The sequence below is a fragment of the Kitasatospora sp. NPDC001132 genome (genome assembly GCF_053598415.1).
In genome coordinates this window covers 63,417-80,259 of record NZ_JBSFKF010000006.1, presented here as the reverse complement: position 1 = coordinate 80,259, position 16,843 = coordinate 63,417, and the positions used below count along the sequence as shown (strand labels likewise).

The window sequence follows — 16,843 nt, the reverse complement described above, 5'->3', positions numbered from 1 at the left end:
GGTGCACAACAGCATTCGCGGGGGCGATTTCCACGCCCCGGTCGTCCAGGCGGACACCGCACACGTGACCGTCCCCGCCCGGCCGCCGACCATCTCGGGGCTGCCACCGCTCACCTCCGCCTTCACCGGGCGTGACCAGGACCTCGCCGAACTGCAGACCCTGTTGGCGTCGGACGGCCCGCCGACGGTCACGGTCACCGGCCTCGGAGGCATCGGCAAGACGACGCTGGCGATCGCGGCCGGCCACGCACTGCTCGACGCCGGCCGCTTCTCCCTGGCCATCTTCGTCGACCTCCGCGGTTATGACGAGACCCCGGTGGAGGTTGGGCGAGCCCTCGACGCCCTGCTCCGAGCCCTCGGCGTCCCCGCCGACCACATCCCCCCGGAGCCGCAGACCCGCGCCGCCCTCTACCGCGCCCAGCTGGAACGGCACGCCTGCGTCCTCGTCGTCGCCGACAACGCCTCCGCCGCGGAGCAGGTCCGTCTCCTGCAACCCCCGTCCACCCGCCACCGCCTCCTGGTCACCTCTCGCGAAACCCTCCCCAGCCTCGGCGCCCGCCTCCACCGCCTCGGCGTCCTCGCCCCCGAGGCGGCCACGGCCCTCCTCGACACCGCGTTGCGCGCCGCCCGGGCGGACGACGACCGCGTCGCGGCCGACCCGGCAGCCGCCCAGCGGATCGCGAAGCTGTGCGGTCACCTCCCGCTCGCCCTGCGCCTCGCCGCCGCCCAGCTCGTCCTGGACCCGCACCTGCGCCCGGGAGAACTCGCCGACGACTTGGTCGTCGGTACGGACTGCCTCGACCTGCTGTGCGACGGCGACATCGGCATCCGTCTCACCTTCGAGCGCTCCTACCGTCGTCTCACCCCGGAGCAGGCCGAGCTCTTTCGCTTCCTCTCGATCTGCGTCGGACGCGATGTTCCGACCCAAGCCGGGGCGGCGCTCATCGGCAGGAAGGTCCGAGCGGCCCGTGCCCTGTTCGCCCAGCTGGCCGGTACTGCGCTGATCGAGCAGAGCCCGGGAGGCGGTCGGTGGTACATGCACGACCTCGTCCGGTCGTACGCCTTGGAACGACTGGTGGAGGATCCGGAGCTGGGCGCACTCGGTCTGAGCCGCTTCACGGAGTACTACGTGATGACCGCTCATGCTGCCAACCGGCGGGTCATGTCGAGGCCCGATCGCTCCGGTGGTGATCTCTTTCCGGAACGGGCCGCCGCTCTGGCGTGGTTGGACGACGAGCGGGCGAACATGGTGGCCATGACGTTGGCCATGGCGCAGGCCGGAATCCACAGAGGGGTGGTCCGCCTCTCCTCCGTCGTGATGCCCGGCTTGATTCACAGTGGTAGCGCCGAGATGGCGATGGCCGTATCGGAGGCGGCACTGAGGGCTACAGGTTCGGTCGATTCGGATGCGGACGAAGCCGACGAAGCGAATGCGTGGAACAACTACGGCACTTCGCTCCGCCTCGCGGGACGCTTCGAAGAATCGGTCGAAGCCTATCGACGCGCTCTCGCCATCTCGCCCGACCGCCACGGCTCGGTGAGTCAGATGATTGCGTTGATCAATCTGGGCGAGGTGCTGCGGACGGCCGGTCGCCCCGGGGAAGCCCTTGAGCTGCTCGAACATGTCCGCGCGCTCTGCCGGGAGTGTGGCGACCGGAAGTGCGAGGTCATCGCCTGGGAGAGCGCGGAATCGGCGCTTCGTGTGCTGGGCCGGAACGACGAGGCGGCCCAGGCCCGGGAGCGTGCCCGCGCCATCCTCCTGACCCTGGGCGTGGAGGGAGCGGATTCCCGGGACGGCGATGAGCCCAGTACCACCCGTGCCACCCTTGGGGCCGCCGGGCAGATCACCTGGTGACACCCCGCCGCCGAGCGCCCCGCAGCTACCGGCCGGTATGGTCGGGGGCGGAAACAGGTGGTCACCTGCCGAGAGGGCAGGCGGAACAGAGGACGGGTGCGGCGGCAGATGGAGTTCCGTGAAGACATCCTGGGTGCCCCCTACGAGGCGGCCGAGCTGACGCTGCGGCCCGACGACGAAGGGGCCGTGTGCGCGACGCTCGTCCGTCGGCCGGTGCCCGGGTCGGAACGGGCCGTGCTGTACATCCACGGCTACAACGACTACTTCTTCCAGACCAACCTCGCGGACCACTACACCGCGCTCGGGTTCTCCTTCTACGCCCTCGACCTGCGCAAGTACGGCCGCTCCCTGCGCCCGCACCAGTCGCCGAACTTCGTCCGCGACCTCGCCGAGTACGACGAGGAGATCGACGAGGCGGTCCGGATCATCCGCGAGGTGGACGGGCACCGGCAGCTGCTGCTGAACGGGCACTCCACCGGCGGGCTGATCGGGGCCCTGTGGGCCGGGCGTCGGGCCGGACGCGGAGTCGTGGACGGGCTGTTCCTCAACTCGCCGTTCCTGTCGATGCCCGCCGCGCCCGCGGTCCGCACGCTCGGCGGGCCCGCCGTGACGGCGCTCGGGCGGCTGGCGCCGACCCGCGTCCTGCCGTCCGCGCTCAACCCCCACTACACCCACAGCCTGCACAAGGACCACCAGGGCGAGTGGGACTTCGACCTCACGCTCAAGCGTCCCCAGAGCTTCCCGCTGTACGCGGGGTGGCTGTCGGCGATCCACCAGGGCCACCGGCGACTGCAGCGCGGGCTGGGCATCGACGTGCCCGTGCTGCTGATGGCCTCGACCCGCTCCATCTCGACCACCAAGTGGCACAACGCGCTGCACCACGCCGACGCCGTGCTGCGCGCCGACGACATCGCCGCGCAGGGACCGCGGCTGGGCCGGCACGTCACCGTCGTCCGGATCAAGGGCGGCATGCACGACCTGATCCTCTCCGGCGAGGCGGCCCGCACCGAGGTGTTCACCGAGCTGGACCACTGGCTCGCCGCCTACCTCGACGTCAAGCCCGTCGGGGAGCACGCGTGACCTCCGAGCACGACCCGCACGACCCGCACGACTCGGACGACCACGCGGGCGGGCACGACCCGCACGACGAGCCCGTGCCGGTCGGGCGGCGCACCGACCTGGGCTTCGCCAAGCTCATGCCCGACCTCGACCGCGACGGCGGCTGGCTGCTCACCCTGGACGGCACCCCGCAGTCGTACGTCGACCTCGCCGACCCGACCCACCTCGAGTTCGAGTACACCCGGCGCCTCGGCCACCTCGCCGACGCCCTCGCCCCCGTCGGCCGGCCGCTGGACGCGCTGCACCTCGGCGGCGGCGCCCTCACCCTGCCCCGCTACCTGGCCGCCACCCGGCCCGGCTCGCGGCAGCGGGTGGTCGAGGTGGACGGGCCGCTGCTGGAGCTGGTCGCCGAACAGCTGCCCTGGCAGGGCCCCGGCGCGGACATCACCGCGACCGTCGGCGACGCCCGGGCGGCCCTCGCCGAGACCCCGGCCGGCTCGCAGGACCTGGTGATCGCCGACGTCTTCCACGGCTCGCGCACCCCCGCCCACCTCACGTCGGTGGAGTTCCTGCGGCTGGCGGCGGCCGCGCTGCGCCCCGGTGGCTGCTACGCGGCGAACCTGGCGGACGGCCCGCCACTGGCCTTCGCCAAGGCGCAGGCGGCGACGGTGCGGGCGGTGTTCCCGTACGTCTGCCTGGTGGCGGAGGCGCCGGTGCTGCGCGGCCGCCGGTACGGCAACATCCTGCTGGCCGGCTCGACGGCGCCGCTGCCGGTGGCCGAGCTGACCCGGCTGCTCGCGGGCGACATCTTCCCGGCCCGCCTCACCGAGGGGGACGACCTGGCGGACCTGGTCGGCCGCACCACCCCGGTCACCGACGCCGAGGCCACCGACTCCCCGCCCCCGCCGGACGGCGCCTTCAGCATCGGCTGACGCCCCACCCCTGTGGCCCCACCCCTGCGGCCCTGCCGCCGGAAGTCCGCTGGTCCGTCCCCGCCGCCCCGGGTAGCGTGCGGGGACGGTCCGGACGAGGCGAGACGATGCGGCCGCTCCTGCTGGTGGACGTCGACGGCCCGCTGAACCCGTGCGCGGCGAAGCCCTCCCGCCGGCCCGACGGTTACCGGACCCACCGGCTGATGACACCCCGCTGGGCGGCGGCCGAACGCTGCCGGCTCACGGCCTGGGGCCTTCCCCACAAGCAGCCCAAGCCCCTGCGGGTCTGGCTCGACCCGGCCCATGGCCCGGCCCTCGCCGCGCTGCCCCTCGACCTGGCGTGGGCGACGACCTGGGAGAACCCACCACCCTTACACCTTGCCCCCGAGGGTGTGCTCGTACAGCCCGGCCAGGTATCCGTTCACGTCCACGCTGACGGGGTTTACCGTGCGAGGCCCGGTGAGGCGGAGCGCCCCGGCGGTGGGCCGGGACGCTCCGTCGAATGGCGCTGTGATCACCGGTTGGACTTCTCCGGCACGACGTTGTCGCCGTCGTCACCGCCCACGGGCCCGCAGTCCCACTCGGTGGTGACGGTCCCGGTCTCGCGGTACTGCGCGAGGGCTTCGGTGTTCACGGTGCCGTCGGCGTTGGTGAAGCACACCTCCGGCAGTGGCCCGTACGCCTCCTCGTACGCGGCCACCCACGCGATCGGACCGACGCCCCGCATCTCGACGTGGGCCAGCTTGCGGCCGGCGTGCTGGAGGGCGAACGGGCGGCTTCCATCAGTCACGACGTCCATCAGCCACGACGTTCCTGTGCGCCCTCGAAGACACGCATGGAGCACGACTCTGTCGGGGACCTCGGAGCTTTCCCGAGCATGCCCGTTGACCAGCGGGCATGCTCGGGGCTGATCGACGCTACGAAGGTGTCGAGATGTCAGTTGCCGCTCCACGGGTGCGGATGGCGGGCCCCGGGGCCGAGCGGCGGCTGATGCCGGGAGAGTCGGATGCGGTCGGTGCCCGCGGCCGTCGCGTGCCGCGACAGCCGCGCGAACGCCTCCCGGGCGGCGTCCTCCTCGCCGCATCGGACGGCTGCTTCGACCAGCTCGGGCAGGGCGAGGCTGGAGTTCCCAACTCGCCGTCGGCCACGGCCGCCGAGCGGAGGCCAAGGCCGCGCGGTGGTCGACGCCGTTGGCGTGCAGCGCCGCCGCACTCCGTCTACGTCCACCCCGACGCGCGCGGCAGGGGTGTCGCCCGCGCCCTGCTGGAGGCGCTGGCCGCATCGACCGAGGCGGCGGGGATCGGGACGACAACCGCCGCCAGTACGGCCAGGCCGTGTGGGTCAACGCCGACGAGCCGACGCTCGGCCGCATCCTCGCCGACCACTCCTACATCGGCGCCCCCGCCCCGCGGCGAATGGACGCTACGCCCCTGGAGTGAAATGAAATCCGTTTTCATTTAGGCTAGGGTGAGTCGCGCTTCCCCGGGGCGTCGTGCCGACCCCGGGAGCGAGACCGACCGCCTGCCCGCCCGATCCGCAACGGAGTCGCCCCCACATGTCCGCTCACTGCCAACTGACCGGCCGCAAGCCGTCCTTCGGCAACGCGATCTCCCACTCGCACCGCCGCACCCGCCGCCGGTTCGACCCCAACATCCAGCGCAAGCGCTACTGGCTGCCCAGCGAGGGCCGGTTCGTGCGCCTGACGCTCAGCGCCAAGGGCCTGAAGACCGTGGACGCCATCGGCATCGAGGCCGCCGTCGCCCGCATCCGCGCCCGGGGGGAGAAGGCCTGATGGCCAAGCAGAGCAAGATCGCCAAGAACGAGCAGCGGCGGGCGACCGTCGCCCGGTACGCCGAGCGCCGGGCCGAGCTGAAGCGGGTCATCGCCCACCCGTCCAGCACGCCCGACGAACGAGCGGCCGCCCGGCGGGAGCTGGACCGCCAGCCCAGGGACGCCAGCGCCACCCGGATCCGCAACCGCGACAGCGTGGACGGCCGCCCGCGCGGCTACCAGCGCGCCTTCGGCCTCTCCCGGCTCAACCTGCGCACCATGGCGCACGCCGGGCAGCTCCCCGGCGTGCGGAAGTCGAGCTGGTGAGCGCGGTGCCCGAACACGTCAGGCTCCCCGTCGTCGTGGTGGCCGGGCTGCACCGCGCGGAACGCCGCCGTGCCGTCCAGGAGCTGCTGGACGGCAGCGTCAACGGTGTCGTCCTGCACCACGATCTGCGCGACGCCGGCCGCGGCACCGTCCACCGCGAACTGCGCGACGGCGACGGTGCGTACGACACCGCCGACGTCCCGCTGACCAACGACTGCGCCTGCTGCGCCCTGCGCGAGGACCTGCTGCCCGAGCTGGCCGGGATCGCCGAGGCCGGGCAGCACGGGCTGGCGATCGTCGAGCTGTGGGGCGGCAGCGACCCGCACCCGGCGGTCGAGGTGATCGCCGGCGGCGAGGTGGACGGCCGCCCGACGGCGGAGTTCATCGAGCCGGCGGGCGTAGTGGTCGCGGTCGACCCCGACCGGCTGCTCGGCGAGCTCTCCGTCCCGGACACCCTGGCCGAGCACGGCGAGCACACCTCGCCCGACGACACCCGCACCCGTGCCGAGGCGCTCGCCCACCAGATCGAGTACGCCACCACCATCGCCGTCGCCCGCGGCGGTGCGGCCGGGCTGGCGATGCTGCGGCAGCTGCACCCGACCGCCCGGCGGGTCCTGCTCGGCACCGGCGAGCTGCTGCGGGCTGCGCTCGGCGGCTTCGACGTGGCAGCGGCCCGCGACCGGGTGAACCCGGCCCTGGCGCTGCTGCCGCAGCCGGCCGACGAGGCGGGCGTGGCCACCCTGGTGTGGGAACGACGGCGCCCGCTACACCCGGGCCGGCTGTACGAGGCGCTGGAGCTGCTGGTGCCGGCCGCCCAGCGCAGCCGGGGCCGGTTCTGGCTGGCCAACCGCGGCGAGCTGATGCTCGCCTGGGACGCCGCCGGCGCCAATCTCGCGGTCGAGGAGTGCGGGCCCTGGCTGGCCTCGCTGCCGGACGCCGCCTGGGAGCAGTACCCGCCCGCCCGGCGGGCCGCCGCGGCCCTCGACTGGCACCCCGCCCACGGCGACCGCGTCCAGCAACTCGTCTTCACCGCTGAGGAGTTGGACGTCGACGGGATCACCGAACTGCTCGACTCCTGCCTGCTCACCGACGCCGAGCTGCTGGCGGGGGAAGCCGGCTGGAAGGCGCTGCCCGACGCCTTCGAGGACCTGCTCGAACCCGTCTCCTGAACGACCGTACGAAGGAACCGACATGGCCAAGCGCCCCACCGCCGGACGTCCGGCCCGTCCGCGCCCGAACCCGCTGATCGAGGCGGGCATCACCCGCATCGACTACAAGGACACCGATCTGCTGCGCAGGTTCCTCTCCGACCGCGGCAAGATCCGCAGCCGCCGGGTCACCCGGCTCACCGTCCAGCAACAGCGGGCAATGGCACGGGCGATCAAGAACGCCCGCACCATGGCGCTGCTGCCCCACACCTCGACCACCCGGTAGGAACGTGTCCCGTGGCCGTACCCAAGTGCAGGACGTCCCGCAGCGCCACCCGCCACCGCCGCGCCCAGTGGAAGGCGAGCGCGCCACGGCTGGTGCCGATCACCGTCGACGGGCGCGAGCACCTGGTGCCGCGCAATCTGGTCCGCGCGTACGAGCGCGGGCTGATCCAGCCGTGAGGGAGAGGGGCCGCGGCGCATGCGCCGCGGCCCCGCACGCTTCCCGGGGTCGGCTGCGTTCGGCGGCCGTCAGGACTGTCGGGTTCTATCGAGCCGGTTGCGTTCAGTTGCAGAGCTGAGCCAGTGCTTCGTGCTCCGCCCTGGAGACTCCCGCTGTCAGGACTTTCCATTTCCGATGTGCCGTCAGATATGAGTCTTGGGAAGTCCAGTCACGAGAATGGGCCGGGCCTGGTGCCAACGGGCGGTGGGACACCGCCGGGCGGAGGCCGCGGGGGCGGGGCCTGGTGTCCGCTCTCCGATCTCGACGCCGTCCGCGAGTAACTGCCGCACGGTGGCCTCGGCCTGACGCCGGCGGCGGTGGCGGTGGCGGGAGATGAAGTGGCCGTTCTCCCTGATCTCGTGCATGTCCTCCGCGAAGTCGCGGTCGTTGAGGGCGACATCGAGGCGGTGGTCGTGACCCGAGCCGGTGACGCTCCAGCGGTCGGCACTCACCGCGGACCACGTGAGGTCGATGCCCGCTCCCGGTGCGGGTCCGCTCGGCCTGCTCGTCGGTTCGGCGCCGGCACTCGGCCGGCGCACCCCCGCCCACCTCACCCCGGTGGAGTTCCTGCGGCTGGCGGCGGTCGCGCTGCGCCCTGGTGGCTGCTACGCGGCGAACCCGGCGGACGGCCCGCCGCTGGCCGGCTCGACGGCGCCGTTGCCGGTGGCCGAGCTGACCCGGCTGCTCGCGGGCGACATCTTCCCGGCCAGACTCACCGAGGGCGAGGACCTGGCAGCCCTGGTCGGCCGCACCGCCCGAGTCACCGACGCCGAGGCCACCGACTTTCCGCCCCCGCCGGACGGCGCCTTCAGCATCGGCTGACCCCGCGCCGGGGCGGCCGGCCCCGGAAAACCACTGGGCGTCCGCCCGTTCCCGTCGGTAGCGTGCGGGGACGATCCCGGAGGTGAGACGGTGCGGCCGCTGCTGCTGATGGACGTCGACGGACCGCTGAACCCGTACGCGGCGAAGCCGTACCGGCGGCCCGAGGGCTACGAGACCCATCGGCTGATGACGCCGAGCTGGGAGGCCGCCGAGCGCCGCCGGCTCGCTGCGTGGGGCCTGCCCCACAAGGCGCCGAAGCCCCTGCGGGTTTGGCTCAACCCGGACCACGGCCCGGTCCTCGCGGCGCTACCGTACGACCTGGTGTGGGCGACCACGTGGCAGGAGGAAGCGGATGCCTTCATCGCCCCCCTCCTCGGACTGCCCGCCCTGCCGCACATCGCCTGGTCCGAGCCGCGGCCCGAGCCGGACGGCGGGGTGTTCTGGAAGACCCCGCAGATCGTCGCCTGGGCGCGCGGCCGCCCGCTCGCCTGGGTCGACGACCTGATCACCGACGCAGACCGGGCCTGGGTCGAAGCCCACCACCCCGGCCCGGCCCTCCTCCACCACGTCGACCCGAAGACCGGCCTGACGGCGGACGACTTCGCCCGGCTGACGGACTGGGCCCGCCAACTCGGCTGACGCCAGCGGCGTCACTTCCTCCGAGTCCTTCGACTTCGAGTTCGGTTGGGCCCGTGCTTCGCCCGCACCGGTGTGCTGCCCCGACCCCCTCGCCCGCGGCACATTGAGCACTCTTCCAGCATTGGTCTCCGCGCTGGCGCCCGACCGTCGCTGTTGGCCATTACTAGAGACCCGCGAGCGCGGGGCCGATCTCGCGGTGTTCGCCTGGCCGGTACTGGCCCGGGAGCAACCCCCGCGAGCGCGGGGCCGACACTTGCTGACCTGCGGCGGTTGGCGTCAGGGGGCGCCGATTGATTCAGTTCGATTGGACGGAAGCCTGGAGGGCAAGTGGTGTCGTACCGTCATTCTCGTTGCCCCAACCCGGGTTGCCACCAACATGTTCCCTGCTCCCGAAGCGTACTCGCACGTGGGTCGGGATGATGGTCGAGGAATTCTGATAGCGGTGCCCGCCGGAAGTCAGAGGCTGGTTGCGCGCCTTGTGGGACAAGCTCGCGCGCGAGGAGGGCCGGTGGGGCTGCTCCGGCTTCCAGCAGCCCGACCACGGGCTGCACGACCAGGGAGGACTTCCCCGCCCCGCCAGGGCCGGCGACCACCAAGCGGTTCGGTGTGAGCGCTCGGAGCCGCGCGACCATGTCTCCGAACCCGAGCTGTTCAGGCAGTCGCGTGCGCGAGTCGCTGCCGTGAGGCTGCTCCAGCTCCCACGGAAGCGGCACCGCGACCCGTTCCCGTAGAACCCCGGACGTCGGCCTTGCCGCGCCCTGCTCCAGGACCTCGTGGGTCAGCCCGTCCACGGCTTCCTCGGTGCTGGCGGGGCGGCCTTCCGACTTGGGGTAGGGGCGGAGTCGAGATGGAAGGTGCCGGTCCTTCTCTTGAATCACGTTCCCCGGGCGGCCCCTCGATTCGGTGGATCACCGGGGCGAGCCGCCGGAGACCTCGCTCGCTGACCAGGGCCGCAAGCACGAGAAACGTCCGCAGCCTTCCGACCGGGCGACCCGTAAATCCGGATGCGGACTGTCCCCTGCGGTGCCGTGACATCCGGACGGCACGACGTACAGCTGTTCACGGGGGAGTACCGCACTTGTTCAAGAGATCGACGCCCGCGCTGTCCGGAACGGACGTACGGGCCGCCCGTGCGGCCGTACTGGCGGTGTCGAGTGCCCTGGTGCTGAGCTCGTGCTCGCTCGTGGAGCCACTGGTCGGAGGGGCGGAGAAGCCGAACAAGCCGGTGCGGGTCGAGTCCCGGGAGGAGGCGCTGGTCCGGGCGGACCAGGTGCAGAGCCACGTGCGCGAGCTGACGGGCCTCGAACGGGATCCGTGGACCAGGCTCATCGCCTACTCCAGGTGCTCGGGGCGGGGGCCGGGCATCGCCGATGAGGGTGAGGCGTACGAGCTCAGCTCGGCGATCCGCTTGGAGGCCACGGACGACCAGCGTCCCGAGGTGGTTCGGGCACTGCGGGAGAAACTCGCGGGGGAGGGCTTCAAGGTCACCTCGAACGAGCCGGATTCGGCCGATCAGTCCACGTGGGGGTTCGAGGCCGTCCACGAGCCCGACCGCTACACCGTTCGCGCGGGCGAGGCGAAGCCCGGCCAGGGCGTGGGTGTCGTCGTCACGCTGCCCTGCCAAGCTCCGCCGACTACCGCGGCCTCGCCTGCTCCGTCGGCCACCCTCTGACGACCTGCGGCGGCGAGCACCCACTCGGCGGCGGTGACGGTGCGCCGGGTGGGCGGCTGACGGCGGCAGGCTGGTGGGCCCGGACCGAGGCCGAACCACGGGCGCCGCGGCCGTCTACCGTCCGGTCGCGGCCACTTCGGCCGGACCCTGGCCGGGGTCGATCCGGACGCGCGGCCGCGGACCGCCGATGCTCATCGCTACCCGGCGGCAACTGCCGCCGGGCGACGTGTGGTTCGCGGTTATCCGAAGCCGCGGGTGTCCTGCTTCAGCGCGGTGTCCACGGTGAGCGCGGTCGCCAGGACCAGGCTGAGCAGCGGGTCGGCGAGCGGGCGGTGGATCTGGAGCACGTAGTTGTCGGCCGTGGTGAACATCGTCTTCGCCAGGCCTTCCCAGGTCTTGGTGATCCGGGCGACCTCGGTGTCCGTCGCGTCGACGATGGAGAAGTTCCAGGCCCGCCAGTTCTCGGCCTTGATGGCGCCGACCTTCTGGCCGTCGACCTCCAGCGCGAAGTCGATCTTTCCGATGACGTTCTGCTGGATGATCCGGCCGACCTCCTGGCCGTTCGGACGCTGCACGATCACCCGCGACTTGATGATCTTCGCCGGGCGGGTCAGCAGCAGCACCGGGGTGCCGTGCGCGTCGCGGATCTCCAGCTTGTGGGTCAGGTACTGGTCGATGGAGGAGAGCAGCCGCAGCACCTTGCGCAGACCGCTCTGGCCGACCTGGACCACCGAGCCCAGCGTGGCGCCCTGCTGGTCGAAGACCGAGTACTCGTTGGTCAGCTCGATCAGCTTGACCTTCTGGTTCACCACCAGGACGGGCTCGGAGAAGAGGGTGCCGCCGCCACCGGAGACGGGTCCGACGCCCGCCTGGTGCTGTACCTGGCGCTGCACCCTGGCGGCGTCGCCGGACGGAGCGGTCGCCTGTCCGGGGAAACCGGAGGTGTTCGTGTTCTGGGACATGGCGGGCAGGCTAGGGCCAGCCCGCCGAGGACAGCCAGATCGTTTTCACCGGCGCCCGGGTTCGTTCGGTCGCGAACTCGACAGGGTGGTCGGGGCGTTGCGAATGACGGGCGACCGGTACCCGGCGGAGTGGATGTGGCGGATGTCACATCCACTCGGCCTGATTCGAGTTCCGTGCCGGCGCCTGGTCCGTCGCTCAGGCAGTGCGCAGTGGAGAGGCGTCCGGCTGCTCCGGTCCGATTTCCGGGACGACCGTCAGGGGAGCGGGGGCCTCGGCGTCCTCCTCTGTCCCGCGAGTCAGCTTCGACTTGAGGCTGATCAGGCCGCTCCTGACGTGCGGAGCGGCCCTCACCGCGACGACCCCCAGGGCGACGCCCGCGCCGAGGATCCCCAGGGCCACCTTGGTCCCGGGGAACAGCACGGCGTGCGTGGTGAGTTCGTTGTCGTCGTTCCGCGCCAGCGCGCTCTTCCCGCCAGCAGTGCTCGACTGCGAGAGGTGCGTACCGGAGGGGCGCTGTACCAGCATCAGTTCCCAGGTCGAGTCGTCCCAGTTGGCATCCATGGCGCCACTGTAGGGGCGACCGGGTGCGCCGCGGTCCGGAACGTCGTCAGGAATGGTCCTTCTTGCGGTGGTTGACGATGCTGGCCGGGGGCGCCGCTGTAGTGGCAGTCGGCGCACTGCTGCCACGAGCAGTCCGGATCGGCGACAGCGGCATGGCGGACGGAGTGGTGCGAGCCGTAGCCGTGGGCGTGGAGCAGTTGAGCGACGGACCCGTCGTACTTGAGCGCCATGAGCGCTGCTTCGGCGATCTTGTCGTGACCGGCGGCGAAGAACTTGCCCAGGCCGACGTCCTTCCCGCAGCCGCACCAGCACTTGCCGGTCGGGATGAGGCGAGGCTTCTCGTTGTTTGGCATGAAGCCAAGGTGTCAATCCTTGGATTGAAGTCAAGATATCAATCCAAGCATTAAAGGCAAGGATTGAGTCGACGTCAGGCGGTTTGGCCGGGCGACTGTGGCAGGACTACTGCACGAGGTCTCTCCGGGGGCGCGACGACCCGTCACCGGCCCAGTTCGGGGTAGTAGCCGCGCTGGTACGGCGACAGATCGGTCACAGCGAGCTCCGCCGCGCCCCGGCAGATCACGCAGACGCGACGCCGGTGACAGGCAGAGCAGTTGACCCGCCCGCGGGCCGCGTCAGGGCGCCAGCCGCGTCCTCCGCAGTCGTGACACCAGCCCAGGCCGTCGCACTCGTAGCACAGTACGTATCCAGGGGTGACGGTCTCGGGCGTGTGCAGTGGCTCCGGGCGTCGGAACTCCTCTGGCTCGTACAGGGCCATCGCAGGTGTCTGCCCGCTGAACCAGAGAGTGGACATGTGGTCGACCGCACGGATCTCGATGCCGCAGCCGTGGCGGCGGCCGGTGACGACGATGCGAACCGTCCCGTCGGCCTCCTCCTGCGAGGTCGCGACCTTCCATCCGGCCGATTCGAGCAGGGCGGCCGCGCGGGACGCGGCGTCGGTGGCGGTGACGTTCGCGGGGCGCCTTCCCGTGAAGCAGCCGACCGAGTACCGGTAGCGGAGCGGCTCGTGCCAGTCGACGACCTCCGGCTCGGCGAGGAACGGCGGGCTCAGATCGCCGCCGGGAGCCAACTCGTCGATCAGCTCGACGAGTTGTGCCCGCAGCATCTGGCCCAGCCGGTCCAGCTCCTCCCGCGCGCCCGGTACGGGCCCCATGGCGCCCTCCTCTTCGCCCGGACCTGCCGTCGCCGGGATTCTATGGGGGGATCGTGGCACCGGGCCTGTATCGGCGAACGGTCGTGGCCGGTGCGGCCCTCAGCCGATCCGGCCGTGGTTGCGCGATCCCCGCGAGCGCGGGGCCGAGGCTTCGTGACCTGCACCGATTCTCCTCAGAGGGTGCCGATTGATTCAGTTCGAATCGGTAGACGGTCCATGGCGGCACTCATGTGGTGTCGTCACCTCTTCTCACGGCCAGGCCATTGTCAATGCTGCGGCTCCCGAAGGGTACTCGCTCGTGGAGGGCGGGATCAGTGGTATTGCCTGAGGTCACGGGCGGGCTGGGTTGTGAGCGAAGTCGGCTGGGCGGGGCCGGGGTTCTGTCGATGTGCCATTGGCTCGCTGCTGCCGGTCCGCCCGGGATCTGTGTCGGCCGGGACGGCGTCGAGGGTGACCATTCGGTCGGTCGGGAGGATGCACGCTTCGGTGTAGGCGGCCGGCTGTGCGACCGAGTCCGTGAGGAGGAGTTGGGCGCGGTCCACGTACGACCAGAAGTCGGACAGGTTCTCGTTGCGCAGATGCCCCGCCTTGCACACCAGGCGTCCGTCTCCAAGGTCGGCGCCGACCTGGGGCGGCGCATCGAGGACGCGTTGATGGACGGCCACGAGCACGCGTTGGACGGCACCGGCGGCCGTCGGCGCATCGAGGCGGGCGCACACAGCGCTGCGCGCGCCCCAACCGTCGTCGCACCCGCCGCCCTGCCGACGGTCGGCGCGTCGGCGGGAGGGGTGGGGCGGACGGGGTGTCAGAATCGGCGGGTTCATGCCCATGGCGGGGATGCGTCGGGAGTGCGGCGCCACGTCCGAAGGAGCGAGCGATGAGTGGCGGCGGGGAGCAGCCGGAGCTGGGGCAGGTGCCGGAGACGGCGTTGTGGACGCTGTGGCACCGGGCGGTGGAGGCGCGGCGGCCGGACACCGTGTTGCCGGATCCGGTGGCGGTGGATCTGGTGGAGCGGATCGACTATCCGTTCGCGGCGCGGTTCGGGGAGAGCGCGCTGCTGAGCCAGCTCCAGGCGCTGCGGGCGGCCTGTTTCGACCGGGAGGTGGCGGACTTCCTGACCCGCTGCCCGCGCGGCACGGTGGTCGGGCTCGGGGACGGGCTGGAGACCCAGGCCTGGCGGGTCGACAACGGGCGGGCGAGCTGGCTGTCGGTGGACCTGCCGGAGGTCGCCGAGCTGCGGCGCCGGCTGCTGCCGCCGGACGAGCGGCACCGGATCGTCGCCCGCTCGGCCACCGACCCGGGCTGGATGGACGAGGTGGATCCGGCGAACGGGGTGCTGATCAGTACCGAGGGGCTGCTGATGTACCTGCGGCCGCAGGAGGTGCGCGCCCTGATCGCGGCCTGCGCCGAGCACTTCCCCGGTGGGGCGATGGTGCTGGACGCGGTGCCGCGCTGGTTCAGTCGGAGGGCCGTCGAGGGCAAGCTGCGGGACCGGTACTACCAGGCGCCGCCGATGCCGTTCGGGATGGACGCGGACGAGCGTGGCCGGCTGGCCTCCGCGCACCCGCGGGTCACGGACATCCGCGAGGTCTATCCGGAGGGCGGGCGTCTGCCACTGAGCGCCCTGCTGCCGCTCGTGCGCTGGATCAAGCAGCGCCCGTCCGTCGTCGCACTGCGTTTTGCCGAATCTTGAGGAAACGCAGGTCAACCTGGAACCATGGTGTGGGGGCGTACGTCGTAACCACGGGTGATCGGCCGGGGGGACAGGCCGCCCGGCACGTTAGGCTCGCTCCGGGGGAGCGGCCTGGTGCCGCCATCGGATGAACTGCCGGGACGGGCACGCTGCTCCAGGGGGAGCGCGGCCGGTCCCGTCCTGCCACGGAGGGACTGGCCTTGCACATCGACGCCTGGATCGAGGGGATTCCGCCGACGGCGGTGTACGCCGTAATCGGTCTGATCATCGGGCTGGAGTCGCTGGGTATCCCCTTGCCCGGCGAGATCGCCCTGGTCACGGCGTCGCTGATGGCGGTCAAGGGTGTGGTGAGCCCGTGGGGCGTCGCGATCTGCGCGATCGCCGGCGCGATCATCGGTGACTCGATCGGGTACTCGATCGGACGCAAGGGCGGCAAGCCGCTCTTCGAGAAGCTGGGACGCAAGTTCCCCAAGCACTTCGGGCCCTCCCACCTGGCCACCGCCGAGCGCTCCTTCCAGAAGTGGGGCATGTGGGCGGTCTTCTTCGGCCGCTTCATCGCCCTGCTGCGCATCTTCGCCGGTCCGCTCGCGGGCGCGCTGAAGATGCCGTACTGGAAGTTCCTGATCGCCAACGTGCTGGGCGGTGTCGTCTGGGCCGGTGGCACGACGCTGCTGGTCTACAAGGTCGGCAAGAGCATCGAGCCCTGGCTGGCCCGGTTCTCCTGGGCGGGCCTGGGGGCGGCCCTGCTGATCGGCCTGCTCTCGGCCTGGATCATGAAGCGCCGCACCGCCAAGACGCATGCCAAGATCGAGGCGGAGGAGGCGGCCAAGGCCGCCGCCGCGGCCAAGGAGCCGGTCGCCGACTGACCACCCCCTCCGGCCGGTCTTCCGATCGGTCGTCCGTCCGGTCCCCTGGCCGGTCCTTGCGGAGGACCGGTCACGGACGGGTCCTCCTCCGCAGCCCCCGTCGTGGTGCCTCGGGCCCTCGGAGTAGCATCGGCCGGGTACTGCCGATCTTGCATCCGGAGGGCCCGATGTCTTCGCAGCCGACCTGGGACGCCGTGGACGCCTACTTCTCCGAGCAGCTGGTCGGGCACGACCCGGTGCTGGAGGGCGCCACGGCCGCCGCCGACGAGGCCGGGCTGCCGAGGATCGCGGTGGCCCCCAACCAGGGCAAGCTGCTGCACCTGCTGGCCCTGACCCAGGGCGCGAAGCGGATCCTCGAGGTCGGCACGCTCGGCGGCTACAGCGCGATCTGGCTGGCCCGGGCGCTGCCCGAGGACGGAACCCTGCTCACCCTGGAGCTGGACCCCCGGCACGCCGAGGTCGCCCGGCGCAACCTGGCGGCCGCCGGGCTGGCCGGGACCGCCGAGGTGCGGGTGGGCCGGGCCGCGGACTCGCTGGCCGAGCTGGTGGAGCAGGGCGTGGACCCCTTCGACCTGGTCTTCATCGACGCCGACAAGCCGAGCAACCCGGAGTACTTCCGGCGGGCGCTCCAGCTGACCAGGCCCGGCTCGCTGATCATCGTCGACAACGTGGTGCGCGGTGGCGCGGTCGCCGACGCGGCCAGCACCGACCCGGCGGTGGTCGGCACCCGAGCGCTGCACGACCTGATCGCGGCCGAGCCGAGGGTCGACGCGACCTCGGTGCAGACGGTCGGCAGCAAGGGCTACGACGGCTTCACGCTGGCCCGCGTCCGGGGCTGACCGCAGGCCTGGCGCCAGCTGAGC

Annotated in this window: 22 protein-coding genes and 2 pseudogenes; 17 read left to right on the top strand and 7 right to left on the bottom strand. The window is 71.9% G+C overall.

The genetic code is table 11. The annotated features are described in order from the left end of the window. Nucleotide 1 precedes the first annotated feature (1 nt). From ACWDBE_RS10495 to ACWDBE_RS10480, 4 genes and pseudogenes are all read left to right on the top strand, one after another. Nucleotides 2-1,855: a tetratricopeptide repeat protein gene (locus ACWDBE_RS10495; RefSeq protein ID WP_449807721.1), complete on the top strand. Its 1,854-nt coding sequence runs from the start codon at nt 2-4 to the stop codon at nt 1,853-1,855. A 108-nt stretch (nt 1,856-1,963) separates the two neighbouring features. Beyond that, nucleotides 1,964-2,935 (top strand): alpha/beta hydrolase, encoded by a 972-nt coding sequence (locus ACWDBE_RS10490; protein WP_449792121.1) that lies wholly within the window; start codon nt 1,964-1,966, stop codon nt 2,933-2,935. Between the two features lie 116 nt (nt 2,936-3,051). Beyond that, a complete protein-coding gene (locus ACWDBE_RS10485) occupies nt 3,052-3,846 on the top strand; it encodes a spermidine synthase (protein WP_449807839.1) in 795 nt (264 codons plus the stop codon). A gap of 107 nt (nt 3,847-3,953) precedes the next feature. Next, nucleotides 3,954-4,232 (top strand): annotated as a pseudogene (locus tag ACWDBE_RS10480) (hypothetical protein); the annotation flags it as partial. Here the strand turns inward: ACWDBE_RS10480 and ACWDBE_RS10475 are convergent. Together ACWDBE_RS10475 and ACWDBE_RS10470 are read right to left on the bottom strand one after the other, a co-directional pair. Then, entirely contained in the window at nt 4,218-4,364 is a 147-nt protein-coding gene (locus ACWDBE_RS10475) for a hypothetical protein (protein WP_449792122.1), read from the bottom strand. The pseudogene ACWDBE_RS10480 and the gene ACWDBE_RS10475 overlap by 15 nt on opposite strands. Continuing rightward, nucleotides 4,361-4,645 carry a hypothetical protein gene (locus ACWDBE_RS10470; protein ID WP_449807842.1) on the bottom strand — a complete coding sequence of 95 codons (285 nt, stop codon included), beginning with the start codon at nt 4,643-4,645 and terminating at the stop codon, nt 4,361-4,363. The genes ACWDBE_RS10475 and ACWDBE_RS10470 overlap by 4 nt, the downstream gene beginning before the upstream one ends. Nucleotides 4,646-5,055: 410 nt before the next feature. On the opposite strand from ACWDBE_RS10470, the pseudogene ACWDBE_RS10465 reads away from it, so the two are divergent. From ACWDBE_RS10465 to rpmF, 6 genes and pseudogenes are all read left to right on the top strand, one after another. Then, nucleotides 5,056-5,154: pseudogene (locus tag ACWDBE_RS10465) on the top strand (GNAT family N-acetyltransferase); the annotation flags it as partial. A 247-nt stretch (nt 5,155-5,401) separates the two neighbouring features. After that, nucleotides 5,402-5,638: a 50S ribosomal protein L28 gene (rpmB, locus tag ACWDBE_RS10460; protein WP_449792124.1), complete on the top strand. Its 237-nt coding sequence runs from the start codon at nt 5,402-5,404 to the stop codon at nt 5,636-5,638. Then, complete coding sequence (gene rpsN, locus ACWDBE_RS10455) at nt 5,638-5,943, top strand: 30S ribosomal protein S14 (RefSeq protein WP_449792125.1); 306 nt, start codon at nt 5,638-5,640, stop codon at nt 5,941-5,943. The genes rpmB and rpsN overlap by 1 nt, the downstream gene beginning before the upstream one ends. Then, complete coding sequence (locus tag ACWDBE_RS10450) at nt 5,940-7,112, top strand: CobW family GTP-binding protein (RefSeq protein ID WP_449807720.1); 1,173 nt, start codon at nt 5,940-5,942, stop codon at nt 7,110-7,112. The genes rpsN and ACWDBE_RS10450 overlap by 4 nt, the downstream gene beginning before the upstream one ends. Before the next feature lie 22 nt (nt 7,113-7,134). Beyond that, complete coding sequence (rpsR, locus tag ACWDBE_RS10445) at nt 7,135-7,377, top strand: 30S ribosomal protein S18 (RefSeq protein ID WP_449807719.1); 243 nt, start codon at nt 7,135-7,137, stop codon at nt 7,375-7,377. A gap of 11 nt (nt 7,378-7,388) precedes the next feature. Continuing rightward, the gene (rpmF, locus tag ACWDBE_RS10440; RefSeq protein WP_449807718.1) at nt 7,389-7,553 is read left to right on the top strand and encodes a 50S ribosomal protein L32; all 165 of its coding nucleotides are present in this window, start codon (nt 7,389-7,391) and stop codon (nt 7,551-7,553) included. Between the two features lie 183 nt (nt 7,554-7,736). Here the strand turns inward: rpmF and ACWDBE_RS10435 are convergent, their stop codons facing one another. Further along, entirely contained in the window at nt 7,737-8,045 is a 309-nt protein-coding gene (locus tag ACWDBE_RS10435) for a hypothetical protein (RefSeq protein WP_449807717.1), read from the bottom strand. Between the two features lie 19 nt (nt 8,046-8,064). Here ACWDBE_RS10435 and ACWDBE_RS10430 point away from each other — a divergent pair, with 19 nt between their 5' ends. The 3 genes from ACWDBE_RS10430 (at nt 8,065) to ACWDBE_RS10420 (ending at nt 10,726) form a co-directional block, all read left to right on the top strand. Continuing rightward, nucleotides 8,065-8,415 carry a hypothetical protein gene (locus ACWDBE_RS10430; protein ID WP_449807716.1) on the top strand — a complete coding sequence of 117 codons (351 nt, stop codon included), beginning with the start codon at nt 8,065-8,067 and terminating at the stop codon, nt 8,413-8,415. Between the two features lie 108 nt (nt 8,416-8,523). After that, nucleotides 8,524-9,054, top strand: coding sequence for a hypothetical protein (locus ACWDBE_RS10425; protein WP_449807838.1), 531 nt, complete (start codon nt 8,524-8,526; stop codon nt 9,052-9,054). Between the two features lie 1,078 nt (nt 9,055-10,132). Then, nucleotides 10,133-10,726, top strand: a complete 594-nt coding sequence (locus tag ACWDBE_RS10420; protein ID WP_449792130.1) for a hypothetical protein — start codon at nt 10,133-10,135, stop codon at nt 10,724-10,726. 239 nt (nt 10,727-10,965) lie between these two features. Here ACWDBE_RS10420 and ACWDBE_RS10415 read toward each other — a convergent pair whose 3' ends face one another. Together ACWDBE_RS10415 and ACWDBE_RS10410 are read right to left on the bottom strand one after the other, a co-directional pair. Continuing rightward, entirely contained in the window at nt 10,966-11,688 is a 723-nt protein-coding gene (locus ACWDBE_RS10415) for a phospholipid scramblase-related protein (protein WP_449807715.1), read from the bottom strand. 196 nt (nt 11,689-11,884) lie between these two features. After that, on the bottom strand, nt 11,885-12,250 hold the full coding sequence (locus tag ACWDBE_RS10410; RefSeq protein ID WP_449807714.1) for a hypothetical protein: 366 nt from the start codon (nt 12,248-12,250) through the stop codon (nt 11,885-11,887). 71 nt (nt 12,251-12,321) lie between these two features. Here ACWDBE_RS10410 and ACWDBE_RS10405 point away from each other — a divergent pair, with 71 nt between their 5' ends. Continuing rightward, the gene (locus ACWDBE_RS10405; protein WP_449807713.1) at nt 12,322-12,657 is read left to right on the top strand and encodes a hypothetical protein; all 336 of its coding nucleotides are present in this window, start codon (nt 12,322-12,324) and stop codon (nt 12,655-12,657) included. A gap of 89 nt (nt 12,658-12,746) precedes the next feature. Here the strand turns inward: ACWDBE_RS10405 and ACWDBE_RS10400 are convergent, their stop codons facing one another. Together ACWDBE_RS10400 and ACWDBE_RS10395 are read right to left on the bottom strand one after the other, a co-directional pair. Next, a complete protein-coding gene (locus ACWDBE_RS10400; RefSeq protein ID WP_449807712.1) occupies nt 12,747-13,421 on the bottom strand; it encodes a hypothetical protein in 675 nt (224 codons plus the stop codon). Nucleotides 13,422-13,732: 311 nt separating this feature from the next. After that, entirely contained in the window at nt 13,733-14,092 is a 360-nt protein-coding gene (locus ACWDBE_RS10395) for a hypothetical protein (protein WP_449807711.1), read from the bottom strand. Between the two features lie 206 nt (nt 14,093-14,298). Here ACWDBE_RS10395 and ACWDBE_RS10390 point away from each other — a divergent pair, with 206 nt between their 5' ends. From ACWDBE_RS10390 to ACWDBE_RS10380, 3 genes are all read left to right on the top strand, one after another. Beyond that, complete coding sequence (locus tag ACWDBE_RS10390) at nt 14,299-15,114, top strand: class I SAM-dependent methyltransferase (RefSeq protein WP_449792136.1); 816 nt, start codon at nt 14,299-14,301, stop codon at nt 15,112-15,114. Nucleotides 15,115-15,314: 200 nt separating this feature from the next. Beyond that, nucleotides 15,315-15,980 (top strand): DedA family protein, encoded by a 666-nt coding sequence (locus ACWDBE_RS10385; RefSeq protein ID WP_449792137.1) that lies wholly within the window; start codon nt 15,315-15,317, stop codon nt 15,978-15,980. A 167-nt stretch (nt 15,981-16,147) separates the two neighbouring features. Continuing rightward, nucleotides 16,148-16,819, top strand: a complete 672-nt coding sequence (locus ACWDBE_RS10380) for an O-methyltransferase (RefSeq protein WP_449792138.1) — start codon at nt 16,148-16,150, stop codon at nt 16,817-16,819. The last annotated feature ends 24 nt before the right edge of the window (nt 16,820-16,843 follow it).